Here is a 14,128-nt window from a genome sequence, read left to right on the forward strand (position 1 = left end):
TTAGTCTTGTTCGTCTTCGTCGGGGATCAGTAGCTGCCCCGCGGTCAGGATCTTTTCCAGCAGGATGCGTGCGCTGGCGTTGCTGGCGCGCTCGGCGAGTGCCTCGCCGGAGACGTGGACGTGTTGAGTCAGCAGGCGGGCGAGTGGCAGGGACTCGGCGTCGAGTTCGTGACTCTGCCCGTCGATGCACAGGTGGCCCGGGTCGTCGCCCCCGGAATCGGCCATGGGTTCGAGCAGCAGCCAGCGCGAGGCCGGGGTGCGCTGCAGCTCGCTGATCTCGTGCAGGTGGTCGAGGATGCCGACGATCTCCTCCTCGTGATAGCGCGGATAGAGGTCGGCGTGATCGACGGGGCGCTCGGTCAGCGTCTCCGCGATCAGGCGGTCAAGCTGGTTGGCATCGGCCGTCATCGCCTCGAGCACCCACTCGCGCAGTCGCTGGCGCGTGGCCGGATCGAGTTCGCCGGGGTTGTCGCTCGGCGACAGATCGGGGTCACGGTAGCGAACCTCGGGGGCAAGCGTCGCCAGTCGGTCGCAGACGCCGCCGACGAGGTCGGCCTGGGTGGGGGCACGGAATCCGATCGACCAGGTCATGCAGTCGTCGAGCGCGACGCCGTGATGGGGGATGCCGGGTGGCAGGTAGAGCATGTCGCCTGGTTCGAGCACCCATTCGTCCGTCGGGGTGAAGTCGGTCAGGATTCGTACGTCCAGTCCTTCGCGGTAGGCGGTGTGGACCGGCGGGTTCTCGATTTGCCAGCGGCGACGGCCGTGGGCCTGAAGCAGGAACACGTCGTAGTCGTCAATATGCGCGCCCACCGAGCCGCCCGGCGGGGCATAGGAGATCATCAGGTCGTCGATGCGCCAGTCGGGGACGAAGCGGAACCGCTCGACGACCTCCATCAGCTCGGGGACCAGCTTTTCGCAGTCGGTGACCAGCAGGGAATAGCCGTCGTCGGGGAGGGCGCGGAAGTCGTCCTCGGTGAACGGGCCCATTTTCAGTTGCCAGTCACGCTCGTCGCCGTGTTCCAGGATCAGGCGCGAGGGGGCGTCCGCCTCGCAGGCCAGTCCGGCCAGTTCCTCCGGAGAGATCGGGGTCTCGAAGTCGGGGAAGGCGCCGCGGATCAGCACCGGCTTTTTCTGCCAGTAATCCCGCAGGAACGTCTCGATGCTGAGGTCGCCGAGGACGTGATTGCTGGAGTCGTGCGTCGATGCGGACATGGCCATTTCCCTGCGAGTGGGTGGGTGTGCGCAAGTCTAACGGATAACGCTGGCCGTTGAGAGCATGCGCCCATGGCGGGCGCGGCTTTTGGGGCTGAGCCGTTGTGTGGCAAGAAAAAGGCGCGCTCGAGGCGCGCCGTTGGTGAAGTCGCATCGGCTCCTCGATCAGACCGATCGTTACTTCTCCAGCCGGTTCAACCCGATCGCCCGCATGATGTACTTCTCGTACAGCGGCTCGGAGGTGCCCTTCTTCATCTTGCGGATAAAGTATTTCTCGAAGGCGATCTTCGCCAGGTGCACCCAGCGGCCGGCGGCGAACCAGTTGACGTTGCGCGGCGGGATCTGGGGCAGGGCGATGAAGGCCGCGCCTCGGTCACCGAAGTCGGCCAGGCAGATGGCCTGCCAGGAGCCCTTGGAGTTGGGCTCGCCCTCGCCGGTCAGTTCCGCCTTTATGTTGTGAACGATGGCCGTCACCATCGACTCGATCATGTAGCCGGTCTTGGGCGCGCCGGTGGGCACGGTGGTCTTCTCCACCGGCGGGATGGCGATGGCGACCCCGGCGGCGAAAATGTTCTTGTGGTTCGGGTTGCGCTGGTAGTCGTCGACCTGCACGAAGCCACGCGGGTTACACAGCCCCTCGACGTTCGCTACGCAGTCGACGCCCTTGAAGGCGGGCAGCATCATCGAGTGGTGGAACGGCAGGGCATGGGTCTGCCTGACCTCGCCGTCCTCGTTGAGCTCCTCGACGTGCATGGTGCCGTCTTCGACCCGCGTGGTGCGAGCGTTGGTGATCCACTTGATGTCGTGGGAGCGCATCTCCGATTCGAGCATGCCCTTCGAGTCGCCCACGCCACCGAGCCCCAGATGCCCGATGTAGGGTTCGGCGGTGACGAAGGTGATCGGCACCTTGTGGCGCAGCTTTTTCTTGCGCAGCGCCGAATCGAGGATGAAGGCGTACTCGTAGGCCGGCCCGAAGCAGCTCGCACCCGGCATGGCACCGACGATCACCGGGCCGGGGTTTTCCACCAGTCGCTTGAAGTCATCGTAGGCCTGCTCGGCGTGATCGATGGTGCAGACCGATTCGGTGTGCCCGCCATGCGGGCCGGCGCCCTCGACCTCGTCGAACATCAGCTTGGCGCCGGTGGTGATGATGAGGTAGTCGTAATCCACCGTCTCGCCGTCGGCCAGCTCCAGGCGGTTTTCCTCGGCATCGATGCGCTCGACCGACTGGGCGATGAAGCCGATGTGCTTGCGTTCGAGATAGGGCGCGATCGGGAAGGTGATGTCGTCGCGGTTGCGCCAGCCGACCGCCACCCAGGGGTTTGACGGCACGAACTGGAAGTAGGGTTCGGCGTTGATGACCGTGATGCGATGTTCGTCGCCCAGTGCCTCGCGGGCCTCGTAGGCGGCGGGCAGGCCACCGATGCCGGCGCCCAGAATGACGATATGTGCCATGACGTGCTCTCCCTGTTCGTGACGATCTTTTTGCGATCGATACCGTTGTCCCGATTGTTCCCCCGTGGCCCGGGAAAAACAAGGGTTGGTCTACAAGGATTGCAATTTGGGCTGGTCGGATGATTGCAACGTCATGTATCTGCGCTGGTTTTCTGCCCCGACCGAATATTAGTATTCAATAATTAGGTGGTTTCCTCGCCGCGCCACTGGCCGAGCTGTTCGCGCTTGAAGGCGACGATCGACGACGGCGCCGGTGAGAGGTCCACCCAAAGTCCGTGGTGTCCGGGCCAGCGCTGGTCGAACCAGTGCCGGCCGTTGCCCATCTCGATGAAGATCCAGCCGCCGGGGGAAAGGTGGTCGGCGGCCTGGTCGAGCAGGCGTTCGACCAGTGCCAGGCCCTGGTCGGGGGCGAACAGGGCGCCGGCCGGTTCGTGATGGTATTCGTCGGGCAGGTCCTCGGCCTCGTCGGAGTCGACGTAGGGCGGGTTGCTGACGATCAGGTCGAACACCAGCGGCTTGTCGTCGGCATCCAGCAGCTGGTCGAAGCCGTCGGACTGGATCAGCTCGACCCGGTCGGCGAGCTGGTAGTCGGCGACGTTGTGCGAGGCGACCGCCAGGGCGCCGAAGTCGATGTCGCTGCCCACCACATCGGCTTGCGGAAAATGCTCGGCCAGCGCAATGGCGATGCAACCCGAGCCGGTGCCGATATCGAGCAACCGTTGCGGTGCGGGGTTGCGGGTCAGCAGTCCCTTGAAGTCGTCGCGGATCAGGTCGCCGAAGGGCGAACGCGGGATCAGCACGCGCTCGTCGACGTAGTAGGGCCGGCCCAGAAACCACGCCCGGTTGAGCAGATAGGCGGTGGGTGTGTGGTCGAGGCAGCGCCGGCGGATCAGTTCGACCACGGCGCTGCGCTCCTCGCTGGTCAGGCGCGCCTGCCACCAGTCATGCCCCAGATCCGGCGGTAACCGCAGCCCCTCCAGTACCAGCCAGGCGGATTCGTCCAGGTAGCTGTGGGTGCCGTGGCCGAGGAACACGCCGTGTTCGTCCATGCGGCTGGCGGCCCAGCGGACGAAATCGAGGATGGTCTCGAGGTGGTCGTGGTTGCCGAGTGCTTCGGGCGCATCGGAGGGGGCGTGGGCGTGGCTCATGCGGTGGCTCATCGGAAAGGCGTGTTGAAGGGCGTATGGCAGCAATCGCTGCTCTGGCACAATAGTACCTTCACCGCGACCGAGGCCGGGAGAGCCCGGCCCGTATCCAGGCCAACACGAGGCAACATGACAAGCCCAAGCAATACCGTGAAATGGCAATCGCGCCTGTGGGCGCGTGTCCAGTACGTCCTGCCGCACCACCTGATCTCCGGGCTGGTGTTCCGGGTGACGCGTTGGCGCGCGCCCTGGACGACCTGGCTGATCCGGCGCTTCGTCAAGGCCTTCGGGGTGAACCTCGGCGAGGCGGCCAAGACCGACCCGGCCGATTACCCGACCTTCAATGCCTTCTTCACCCGGGCGCTGGCGGAGGGCGCCCGGCCCATCGAGGGCGAAGCGCAGGCGTGGATCAGCCCGGTCGACGGGCGGATCAGCCAGATCGGTCACATCCAGTCGGGCAATATCTTCCAGGCCAAGGGCCGGGCCTACACCGCCACCGAATTGCTGGGCGGCGACGAGGCGCTGGCCGAACCGTTCAAGGACGGCTCGTTCGCCACACTCTACCTCTCGCCCTCGGACTACCACCGCATCCATATGCCGGTGACCGGCACGTTGCGCGAAATGATCCACGTGCCGGGCCGATTGTTCTCGGTTTCGACCGGTACGGTGGCCGAGGTGCCGCGCCTGTTTGCCCGCAACGAACGCCTGGTCTGCCTGTTCGACACCGACGACGGGCCCATGGCAATGGTGCTGGTCGGGGCGATCAACGTCTCGGCCATCGAGACCGTCTGGGCCGGGCTGGTCACGCCGACACCGCAGCGCCAGATCGGCCGCTGGACGTATGGCGGGGAGACCGGGCTGACGATCCGCCTCGAGCGCGGGGCCGAGATGGGACGCTTCAACATGGGCTCGACGGTGATCCTGCTGACCGCCAAGGGCGTGGAATTCGATGCCGCCTGGCAGGCGGAGATGCCGATCAAGCTGGGGCAGCGGTTGCAAGCGAGCGAGATTGCCGGTGAGGGCGAGGTGAAGGCCGAAGGCTAGGGTGCGCCTGTCATTTCTGGCCGAAGAGCGTCAGGGCTACTTGGTTAGGCGGCTGCTCCACGTGTCGTGCCGTGGTTCCCTGGATTCCCGCGTTCGCGGGAATGACGGTTTTTTTCGGGCTTGTTGGTTAACCGTTGGTGACGTTCGGTCGCGGTGGTGACGCACGCTGCCGTGAATGGATGGCAGCGGGGGCAAAGGTAGCCGTCAAACGTCGAAAGCCCCCCACCCGGCGTCATTCCCGCGAACGCGGGAATCCAGTCATCGGAGCCGCCTGGCCCTGCTGTGATCGACGTGCCTCTTTGGTTCCCCTAAACCCGTCTTGCCGAAAACGGCAGCACGGCGTCGATATCCTCCGCGCCCGTCAGCCACATCAGCAGGCGATCCACGCCCATGGCCACGCCGCTGCACTCGGGCAGGCCGTGGACCAGCGCGGCGAGGAAGCGTTGTTGGCTGGGTGACGGCTGCCGTGAGCCGGCCGAATCCAATCGGCGGGCCTGCTCGTCGGGATCGACGAGTTCGTGGTAGCCGTTGGCCAGTTCCAGCCCGCCGCCGTAGACCTCGAAACGAGCCGCGGTGGTGATCGCCTGCCCCTCGAACGAGCCGGTCTCGAGGCGGGCCATCGCGGCCTGGCTGGCCGGGTAGCCCGTCACCACGGTCAGTGCCGCCGGGTCGAGCCGCGGTTCGATCACCAGGCTCATCAGCAGGTCCAGCCAGTCGTCGCGGGCCATGTCGGCGGGGTCGGCGACATCGATACCGTGATGCGCGGCTGCTTGAGCCAGGGTGTCGGTATCGGCGTGGTAGGGATCGAGGGCGCCGTGACGGCGAAACAGCGCGCCGTAATCCTGGCGCTCGACCGGCGCGGGCGACAGGCCGAGCGCCTCTCGGGCCGACTGGATCAGCGCGAGTGTGGTCGCGATGGCCGACTCGAGCGTGGCGCCGTTGTCGTACCACTCGAGCATGGTGAACTCGGGATTGTGCCGCCGACCGGCCTCATTGGCGCGGAAGACCGGGCCGAGGTAGTAGGCCCCGGGCAGGTCGGGGCAGGCGGCGAGCAGGCGCTTCATCGTCAGCTCGGGCGAGCTGTGCAGGGAGCCGGCTGGAGTGCCGTCGGGAAGGGTCGCCCGGAAGAGGGCGATGTTGGGTTCGAAATCGGGGCTGTCGATCAGGACGGGGGCGTCGATCTCCAGCCAGTCACGCGCATCCAGCGTCTCGCGCAGCAGGCGCTTGAGCCGGGCGCGCTGGCGGAGCGTGTCGGCACTGGCGCCGGGACGCCAGTCCACCTGCTCCGGGTCGGTCACGTCGTGGATCAGTTCTTGACGCGCGAGAGGTATTCGCCGGTGCGGGTGTCGCAGCGCAGCACCTCGCCTTCCTCGATGAACAGCGGCACCTTGACCACGGCGCCAGTCTCGAGGGTGGCCGGCTTGGTGCCGCCGGTGGCGGTATCACCGCGCAGGCCCGGGTCGGTCTCGACCACCTTGAGCTCGACGTGGTTGGGCGGCAGAACCTGGATCGGCGCGCCGTTGAACAGGGTGACCTGGCACATGTCCTGTTCCTTGAGCCACTGGGCCGAGTCGCCCACGGCGTCCTTGGTCGCCATGATTTGCTCGAAGGACTCGGGATCCATAAAGTGCCACTCCTCGCCGTCGGAGAAGAGATACTGCATTTCCTGCTCGTGGATGTCGGCCGCCTCGAGCGAGTCGCCCGACTTGAAGGTGCGCTCGATGGTCTTGCCGGTCTTGAGGTTCTTGAGCTTGGTCCGGTTGAACGCCTGGCCCTTGCCGGGCTTGACGAACTCGTTCTCGACGATGGTGGCCGGATCGCCGTCGAGCATGACCTTGAGACCGGCGCGGAATTCGTTGGTGCTGTAACTAGCCATGGGAACCTGCAAGTTAATCGAAGTCGGTGGAAATGGCCGCGATCATACCTGATAACCCCTCATCGTCCCAGCATGCCGCGCGTCCCCGTCGCGATGCCGACTTCGTCGAGCTGACCACGTCGACGGTCGAGGCACAGATCGATGCCGCCGACCCGGACGATCCCGTGGCGCGCCAGTTCCGGCTCGATCCGCGCGAATCGCTCGAGGTGCCCGGTTTCGATGCCGATCCGGTCGGCGATCTCGCCGCCAACGCCGTGCCCGGCGTGCTGCACAAGTACCGCGGTCGGGCCTTGCTGGTGCTGACCGGCGCCTGTGCCGTGCACTGTCGTTACTGCTTTCGCCGCCACTTTCCCTACGGCGACCAGCGGCTCGACGAGGACGCGCTCGAGCGGGCGCTGGATTACCTCGCCGCCGATCCGGAGATGACCGAGGTGATCCTCTCCGGCGGTGATCCGCTGGTCTTGGGCCCCCGGCGCCTGGCGGCCGTCATCGAGCGGCTCGCCGCCTTGCCCCAGCTGCGCCGGCTGCGTATCCACAGCCGCATCCCCACGGTGTCGCCCGAGCGGATCGACGAGTCGTTGTGCCAACGGCTGGCGAGCTTTCCCGGCCAGGTGGTGCTGGTCGCGCACGTCAATCACCCGCGGGAGCTGGGGCCGCAGAGCGCCGCGGCGTTCGGCCGGTTGCGCGAGGCCGGGGTCACGCTGCTCAACCAGGCGGTATTGCTCGAGGGGGTGAACAACGACACCGATGTGCTTGCCGAGCTCTCCGAGGCGCTGTTCGCCCAGGGGGTGCTGCCGTACTACCTGCACCAACTCGACCCGGTCGCCGGTGCCGCCCACTTTGCGGTCGACGCCGCGGTGGGGCGAGAACGGATCGAGGCCTTGCGCGCCCGCCTGCCCGGCTATCTCGTGCCGCGGTTCGTGGTCGAGCAGGCCGGCGAGCCGAGCAAGACGCCGATTGCCTGACCCGATCTCGTCCGACGGTTTCCGCCCCGCCAGGCGCCGGCCAGCGGGCGTCAGGCGTAGATTGGGGCGGTCACATTGAATACAGTATGATCGTACGCCCCCGACGTCCGGGTGCACGGAAGCAAGATCCCGTTCGGGATGCGATAAGGAGTTCGTCGATGGCCGATTCGTCTCAGCCACCCCAGTCCCATGCCGTGGATGATCTCGAGACCCTGCTCGAGCGGGTCCCGATCGTGGGTCCCACCGAGGCGGCCAGCCTGCTGGCCGGCTTTCTCGGCCGGACCGATCTCGAGGAGATCAGCGACGAGGCGCTCGATGGCCTGATCGCGCGGCTCGAGCCACAGGTCGAGCGCACGGCCAAGGCACTGCGGCGCAGCCTGAGGCAAAGCCCGCTGCCGATGTCGAGCCAGGCGCGCGAGCAGTTGTCGGCACTCTTTACCCTGTATCGCGCGGCCCAGTCGCTTGCCAACCTGCGCCTGGGGCTGGTCGAGGCCGGCGATGCCCGCCAGGCACGCGCGACCGCCCATCGCCAACGGGTCGAGTGGGCGGCGCGCCTGATCCTCGATTGTTACCAGCTCTACGTCGGCGTGCCGCAGCCGCTGTACGCCGACCTGCATCAGTTCGCCCGTGCGGCCTGCCGCGACCTCGAGTCGGCGCAGCCCGAGGCCTGGGGCGAGGTGCGCGACGTCTACGTGGCCGTGCTGCTGCTCGCGATGGTCAATCCGTACGCCCTGACGGTCGAGGAGATGGCGGTGCTCTACCCCTGCCTGCGCGAAGTGGGGCGGGTGGTCGAGATCACCGCCGACCGGCCCGGCGGATCGGCGCGCTTCGTCGACATGACCGGGCGACTCGCCCCGCATATCGCCATCAGCGGCGGCAAGGCGAACCCCGACGGGGCCGTGTACGTCGGCGTCGATGCCCTGTATCGGCAGGAGACCATCGAGGGCCTCGATGCGGAGTGCCGTCTGGCCCTGCGCGGCTTTCTGCGCCGGTTGCAGTTTTTCCTGAATTCGCGCGAGGCGCGTCGCCACGACCACCTCGAACGGAAGATCGGCGAGCGCTCGCTGATCACCATCGGCTTTCACAGCGTGCACCACCGGCTGCTCGATGACATGCTCTACAGCCTGCGCGCCTCGCAGCACCTGACCTTTTCCGGTCTCGACTGGGAGGGCCTGGAACGCCCGGTGCACGGCCAGGTCAAGGACGGCCCGAGCATTCACGACTTCAAGCTCGAGATCGACTCGGGCGCGCGCGACGACGTCGACTGGGAGGCGATGCCCGACGCCAACGGCCGTCCCGCGACCCCGCGGCTCAACGAGCCGGCGACCTGGGACGTGGTCAATCTCTCCGAGCGGGGGTTGCGACTGCACTGGCGACTGGCCGACAACAGTCGCGCGGCGGTCGACGAGCTGATCCTGATCGAACGTGACCCGATGGAGGAGGTCGGGGGGCTGGCCGCCGTCGTCGGGGTGGGTATCATCCGCTGGGTACGTCACCTCGACGAGGGCAATCGCACCATCGACATGGGCGTCGAGCGACTGCCGGGCGACTGGATGGCGTATTTCGCCCACCCGGCCGACGAGTCGCCGCACGCCGCTGGCACCTGGCCGGTGCTCGCGCGCCTCGAGGGGGATCGGATCGATCAACTGATCCTGCCGCCGGATCTGGCCGATCGCGGCCGTCGCGTGACGGTGATCCGCGAGCGGGGCCAGGACGTGCCCCTGAACCTCGAACGCATCGTGATGGTGGGCTCCCACCTGGTCGTGATGGAAACCAGCCCCGACAAGGGAGGCAATAAGTGACGCCCGTCGAAACCGTCGAGAACACCCCGTTTTCCATCCTGCACGTGATCGGGTCGGTCAACGACTCGATCGCCCTGCGTGGCGAGTTGCGCAACGCCGGGCTCCAGGCCTCGGTGCACAATGCCGCCGATTTCGATGCCGCGCGCCACGAGATCACCGCCACCCCGATCGACGTCGTCTACATCGAGTACGGTGCGAATGCCCTGGAGATGCTGACCGCCCTGCACGAGCTCGCCGCGCGCGAGCCGGCGCTGGCCGGCGTGCCGATGGTGGTCTACGACGACATCGGCGGCGTCGAGGAGATCGAGGCCTACCTCGAGGCCGGCGCGTTTTCCGTGATTACCCACGAGTCGCTGGTCGAGCCGATCCTGATGCGGGCCGTGGCCTTCGCGTTGCTCTACCAGGATCGTGAGCGCAAGGCCGCCCAGCTGTCGAAGTCCGAGCTGCGCTGCCAGAAGCTGATCGACGGCTCCTCCGAGGCGGTGGCCTACCTGCAGGACGGGCTGCACATCTACGCCAACCAGGCCTACCTCGACCTGCTCGGCTTTGCCAGCATCGACGAGTTGCGCGAGGAGCCCATCCTGGACCTCGCCGCCGGCGATTCCGCCCAGCGCCTGAAGGCCTTCCTCAAGACCGAGGACGCGGAGGACACCTTCACCCTCAGGACCAACGGCGGCCACGAGATCGAGGTGCGGATCCACAGCACCGCGGCCTCCTTCGACGGCGAGCCCTGCCTGCAGGTCTTCGCGACGCAGGTGAAGGAGGACGTGGCCGACATTTCCGAGCAGCTCGAGTACTTCGCGCGTCGCGATCTGCTCACCGGCTTGTATAACCGCAACTACCTGTTCGAGCAGATCGAGGCCCGCCGGGCGGAGATCGTCAGCGGCGACGAGGAGGAGACCGGCGCGCTGCTGCTGCTCGAGATCCTCAACCACGACGAGATCAAGCGCCACATCGGCACCACCGGCATGGACAATCTGCTGACCGAGTTCGGCAAGAAGGTTGAGGAGCGGGTCGGTGGTCAGGGGCTGGTCGCGCGCCACGGCGCGTTCTCCTTCCTGATCCTGCTGGGACGGCTCGACCGCCACGGCACCGCCGAGTTGGCCGAGGTGCTCAACGAGCTCGCCCGCGATTACGTCTACACCCAGGGCACCACCTCGGTGACCGTCTCCACCTCGGCGGGTTATCTCGTGCTCGACGAGAACTCCCCGCCCAATGCCGCCGAGCTGGTCGACCGGGTCGAACGCGCATCCAACCGCGCCGCGCAGGAAGGCAAGTACCAGGCCCGTCTGTACGAGCCGGATCTCAAGACCGCCTCGGAGCGCGAGCAGGACGAGGCCTGGGCGCGCAAGATCAAGACGGCCCTGCGCGAAAGCCGATTCTCGCTGGTGTTCCAGCCGATCGTTTCGTTGACCGGCGATCGCGAGATCAGTCGCTACGAGGTGTTCGTGCGCATGCTCGACGAGGACGGCAGCCTGATCTCGCCGGCCGAGTTCCTCTCGCAGGCCGAGCGCGGCGACCTGATCCAGTCGATCGACCGTTGGGTGGTGCTTTCGGCGGTCAAGCAGATCCACAACGGCGTCAAGAACGGCGAGAAGCCCAAGCTCTACATTCGCATCAGCGACGCCTCCCTGCATGACCCCGAGTTCACCAAGTGGCTGACCCAGCGTCTGCAGATGACCCGTCTGCCGGACACCTTGCTCGCCATCCAGGTGTCGGTCGACAAGGCCGGCCACGCCTTGCGTCACCTGGCGGACATGCAGCAGGCGCTGCATCCGCTGGGCGGCGAGCTCATCCTCGACGGCTTCGGTTCCGGCGACGACGGTTTCCGCATCCTCGACCACCTGCCGGTCTCGACCATCAAGATCGCCCGGCCGCTGTTGGAGCATTTCGCCCAGGAGAGCGCCAACCAGGATCGCGTCGGCGAGGTGGTCAGGCACGCCAAGGACGCGGAGATGGCGGTGATCGTGCCCAACGTGGAGAACGCAGCCAGCCTGCAGATCCTCTGGCCGATGGGCGTGGATTTCGTGCAGGGCGACTTCATCCAGGCGCCGCAGGAAAGCCTCGAGTTCGACTTCGCGCAGTTCTGACCCTCGCCGCGCCGCCCTGCAAAAGGGGGTGGATCCGGGCTACCATTGGCGCCGCCCGGCACGCGCCCGGGTGCCCCATCCACACCCGAGAGCCGACGCCGTGACGGACGCCGACCAGCCGCTTGCCCCGCCCCTGCCGACCACGCTGCCCACCGACCGTATCCTGGTGCAGGGCCTCGAGTTCGAGACCATCATCGGCATCCTGCCCGCCGAGCGGGAGACCCCGCAGCCGGTGCGCATCGATCTCGTCCTCGAGGTCGAGTCGTTCCGGCAGGCGGTGCTCAGCGAACACATCGACCAGACGGTCGACTACGCGGCCGTCTCCCGGCGCGTCACCGAGATCGCGCGCGAGGGACGCTTCCAGCTGGTCGAGACCCTGGCCGAGCGCTGCTGCGAGGTGCTGCTGACCGAATTCCCCATTCGCCGTGTCACGATGCGCGCGATCAAGCCGCACGCCCTGGCCGAGGCGGCCGGCGTGGGGGTCGAGATTACCCGTGAAATGACGCCGGAGGCGGCGGCCGGGGAGGGCGCATGAGCGCCGGATCTCGCCACGAAGGGTTCGAGCTGCCGGCACCGTCACCGGCCGACCAGGCCAAGAGCCTCGCGTTGATTGAGCCGCTGGTCGAGCGGATGCATGAGGGCCCCATCCCGTTCGCCGAGTACATGGCCACCGTGCTCTATCACCCGACGCTGGGCTACTACGGCAGCGGCCAGGTCGCCTTCGGCGTGGGCGGCGATTTCATTACCGCCCCGGAACGCTCGCGTTTCTTCACCCACGGGCTGGCCTACGAGTGGCACCAGGCGCAGGCCGCCGGGCTGGGCGGCGAGATCCTCGAAATCGGCGCGGGGTCGGGGCGTCTGGCCATCGATCTCCTCGACCGGCTGGCCGCGGACGAGGCGCTGCCCGCGCGCTACACCATCCTCGAGATCTCCCCGGCACTGGCCGAACGCCAGGCCGAGAACCTGCGCGCGTCATTGCCACCGGCGGTGGCCGAACGCGTGCGCTGGATCGATTCGTGGTCGGATCTGGGGTGGTCGGGCGGCATCGTGATCGCCAACGAAGTGCTCGATGCCATGCCGATGGAGCGCTTTCGCTGGTGGCCGGGCAAACCGGAAACGGCCGAGCGCCTGTTGGTGGGCTTCGACGGCCAGCGATTCGTCTGGGAGGAACGGCCCGCCGACGAGGCGTTGCGGGCCACGGTCGAGGCGATCGGCGCGCGCATCGAACGCCCCATCGTCACGCCGCGCGAGACCGTGCTGGCCGAATACAACCCGGATCTTGCCGGCTGGCTGGGCGAGATGCACGCGTCACTCGACGCCGGTGGCGAGACCTGGATCTACCTGTTCGACTACGGCAGCCACACCGCCGATATCTACCGAGCCGATCGCGACGAGGGCACGCTCAAGTGCCACTACCGGCACCTGGCCCACGAGGATCCGTTCGTCTACCCGGGGCTGCAGGACATCACCGCCTGGGTGGATTTCCAGGCCGTCGAGCAGGCCGCGCGACAGGCGGGGTTCGCGATCGACGGCGAGCGCAGTCAGGCGCAGTGGCTGCTGGGCACCGACGTGCCACAACGGGTCGAGCGCGAACTGCAGTCCCGCGATTCCCTCGCGGATCAGGCGCGTCTCGCACAGGAATTCCGCGAATTGGTCATGCCCACCGAGATGGGCGAGCGGTTCCGGGTGATGCGGCTGCGTCTGGATCAGGCCGAGGCAGGCGCCTCGTCGAGGCGTTGAATCGCCCCCGATTCGCCGTGTTCCAGCCAGTCGAGCAGGGCGGGCATCACCGCGCAGGGCGGCTGGCGGTCCTGGGTGAGCTCGCCGGGGAAGCGCGCGTGGCGCAGGCGGCTGTTGACCGCGCCCGGATCGAAGCCGGTGATCCACACCCTCGGCGTCTCCGCGGCCCACTGGCGGATCATCCGCTCGATGCCGGCGTGGGCGATGTCATGCGCGCTGCCGTAGGCATCGGTGCCGCGATCGGTGAAGAACAGCACGCGCGGCCGACTGGCGCGCTCCAGCAGTGGCCATGCGCTGCGGGTGAGGGCAAACGGCGCGGTGAGGTTCACGTGTAGGCTTTCCTGGAACTTCATCAGGTCGGCCTGGGCGAGCGGGGCGAGTTCGCCGGCCGTGCCCATGGCATGCACCAGCAGGTCCAGGCGGCCGAAGGCCCGCTCGATTCCCTCGACCAGCGTGGCGTAGTCCTCTGGCGCGGCCCCGGAAAAGTCCACCGGCTGGATTACCGGCGGTTCGCCGCGGACCTCGGCAGGCACCTCGGGCAGCACCCGTTGGTTGATGTCGTCGGCCAGCCGGTCGAGCTGATCGAGCTTGCGTCCCAGCAGGATCACGGTCGCGCCGCGGGCGGCCAGCGTCTGTGCGGTGGCGGTGCCCAGCGCGCCGGTCGCGCCGTTGATTAGCACGACCTGCCCGGCAAACGAGGTATCGATCGGCGTGTCGGTGGAAGGGGAGTCGGTCATCGGGATGTCTCGGCAAGGTGAGCCCGCCATCATTGCCATGATCGGGCCGGAAAGGGTCG

Annotated in this window: 12 protein-coding genes; 6 read left to right on the forward strand and 6 right to left on the reverse strand. The window is 67.2% G+C overall.

Annotated features, from left to right (window positions below):
* The 3 genes from LV475_RS08310 to prmB all read right to left on the reverse strand — a co-directional run bounded on the left by LV475_RS08310 (position 1) and on the right by prmB (position 3,818).
* Complete coding sequence (locus tag LV475_RS08310) at positions 1 to 1,215, reverse strand: cupin domain-containing protein (RefSeq protein WP_250106124.1); 1,215 nt, start codon at positions 1,213 to 1,215, stop codon at positions 1 to 3.
* 177 nt (positions 1,216 to 1,392) lie between these two features.
* Entirely contained in the window at positions 1,393 to 2,670 is a 1,278-nt protein-coding gene (locus tag LV475_RS08315) for an NAD(P)/FAD-dependent oxidoreductase (protein WP_136866584.1), read from the reverse strand.
* A 182-nt stretch (positions 2,671 to 2,852) separates the two neighbouring features.
* Positions 2,853 to 3,818, reverse strand: a complete 966-nt coding sequence (gene prmB / locus LV475_RS08320) for a 50S ribosomal protein L3 N(5)-glutamine methyltransferase (protein ID WP_169303549.1) — start codon at positions 3,816 to 3,818, stop codon at positions 2,853 to 2,855.
* 126 nt (positions 3,819 to 3,944) lie between these two features.
* Here prmB and asd point away from each other — a divergent pair, with 126 nt between their 5' ends.
* Positions 3,945 to 4,859: an archaetidylserine decarboxylase gene (asd, locus tag LV475_RS08325; RefSeq protein ID WP_136866582.1), complete on the forward strand. Its 915-nt coding sequence runs from the start codon at positions 3,945 to 3,947 to the stop codon at positions 4,857 to 4,859.
* A gap of 308 nt (positions 4,860 to 5,167) precedes the next feature.
* On the opposite strand, the gene LV475_RS08330 is transcribed toward asd, so the two are convergent.
* Both LV475_RS08330 and efp read right to left on the reverse strand, forming a co-directional pair.
* Positions 5,168 to 6,157: an EF-P lysine aminoacylase GenX gene (locus LV475_RS08330; RefSeq protein WP_247709480.1), complete on the reverse strand. Its 990-nt coding sequence runs from the start codon at positions 6,155 to 6,157 to the stop codon at positions 5,168 to 5,170.
* A gap of 8 nt (positions 6,158 to 6,165) precedes the next feature.
* On the reverse strand, positions 6,166 to 6,735 hold the full coding sequence (gene efp / locus LV475_RS08335) for an elongation factor P (RefSeq protein WP_136866581.1): 570 nt from the start codon (positions 6,733 to 6,735) through the stop codon (positions 6,166 to 6,168).
* A gap of 32 nt (positions 6,736 to 6,767) precedes the next feature.
* Here efp and LV475_RS08340 point away from each other — a divergent pair, with 32 nt between their 5' ends.
* The 5 genes from LV475_RS08340 (at position 6,768) to LV475_RS08360 (ending at position 13,332) form a co-directional block, all read left to right on the forward strand.
* Entirely contained in the window at positions 6,768 to 7,700 is a 933-nt protein-coding gene (locus tag LV475_RS08340) for a KamA family radical SAM protein (RefSeq protein WP_136866580.1), read from the forward strand.
* A 158-nt stretch (positions 7,701 to 7,858) separates the two neighbouring features.
* Positions 7,859 to 9,502, forward strand: a complete 1,644-nt coding sequence (locus LV475_RS08345) for a hypothetical protein (protein ID WP_136866579.1) — start codon at positions 7,859 to 7,861, stop codon at positions 9,500 to 9,502.
* Positions 9,499 to 11,592, forward strand: coding sequence for an EAL domain-containing response regulator (locus tag LV475_RS08350; protein ID WP_136866578.1), 2,094 nt, complete (start codon positions 9,499 to 9,501; stop codon positions 11,590 to 11,592). Before LV475_RS08345 ends, LV475_RS08350 begins: the two co-directional genes overlap by 4 nt.
* A gap of 100 nt (positions 11,593 to 11,692) precedes the next feature.
* Positions 11,693 to 12,127 carry a dihydroneopterin aldolase gene (folB, locus tag LV475_RS08355; protein WP_169303548.1) on the forward strand — a complete coding sequence of 145 codons (435 nt, stop codon included), beginning with the start codon at positions 11,693 to 11,695 and terminating at the stop codon, positions 12,125 to 12,127.
* Positions 12,124 to 13,332 (forward strand): class I SAM-dependent methyltransferase, encoded by a 1,209-nt coding sequence (locus LV475_RS08360; protein ID WP_136866576.1) that lies wholly within the window; start codon positions 12,124 to 12,126, stop codon positions 13,330 to 13,332. The genes folB and LV475_RS08360 overlap by 4 nt, the downstream gene beginning before the upstream one ends.
* Here LV475_RS08360 and LV475_RS08365 read toward each other — a convergent pair.
* Positions 13,299 to 14,069, reverse strand: a complete 771-nt coding sequence (locus tag LV475_RS08365; protein ID WP_169303547.1) for an SDR family NAD(P)-dependent oxidoreductase — start codon at positions 14,067 to 14,069, stop codon at positions 13,299 to 13,301. The two genes, LV475_RS08360 and LV475_RS08365, sit on opposite strands and share 34 nt — an antisense overlap.
* Between the last annotated feature and the right edge of the window lie 59 nt (positions 14,070 to 14,128).

This window comes from Guyparkeria hydrothermalis (assembly GCF_023555375.1).
Taxonomy (GTDB): Bacteria; Pseudomonadota; Gammaproteobacteria; order Halothiobacillales; family Halothiobacillaceae; genus Guyparkeria; species Guyparkeria hydrothermalis.

What these genes read in the sequence shown, in the direction of transcription:
- LV475_RS08310 (WP_250106124.1), bottom strand. Translation starts at nt 1,215, where the DNA reads ATGTCCGCATCGACGCACGACTCCAGCAATCACGTCCTCGGCGACCTC.
- LV475_RS08315 (WP_136866584.1), bottom strand. Translation starts at nt 2,670, where the DNA reads ATGGCACATATCGTCATTCTGGGCGCCGGCATCGGTGGCCTGCCCGCC.
- prmB (WP_169303549.1), bottom strand. Translation starts at nt 3,818, where the DNA reads ATGAGCCACGCCCACGCCCCCTCCGATGCGCCCGAAGCACTCGGCAAC.
- asd (WP_136866582.1), top strand. Translation starts at nt 3,945, where the DNA reads ATGACAAGCCCAAGCAATACCGTGAAATGGCAATCGCGCCTGTGGGCG.
- efp (WP_136866581.1), bottom strand. Translation starts at nt 6,735, where the DNA reads ATGGCTAGTTACAGCACCAACGAATTCCGCGCCGGTCTCAAGGTCATG.
- LV475_RS08340 (WP_136866580.1), top strand. Translation starts at nt 6,768, where the DNA reads ATGGCCGCGATCATACCTGATAACCCCTCATCGTCCCAGCATGCCGCG.
- LV475_RS08345 (WP_136866579.1), top strand. Translation starts at nt 7,859, where the DNA reads ATGGCCGATTCGTCTCAGCCACCCCAGTCCCATGCCGTGGATGATCTC.
- LV475_RS08360 (WP_136866576.1), top strand. Translation starts at nt 12,124, where the DNA reads ATGAGCGCCGGATCTCGCCACGAAGGGTTCGAGCTGCCGGCACCGTCA.
- LV475_RS08365 (WP_169303547.1), bottom strand. Translation starts at nt 14,069, where the DNA reads ATGACCGACTCCCCTTCCACCGACACGCCGATCGATACCTCGTTTGCC.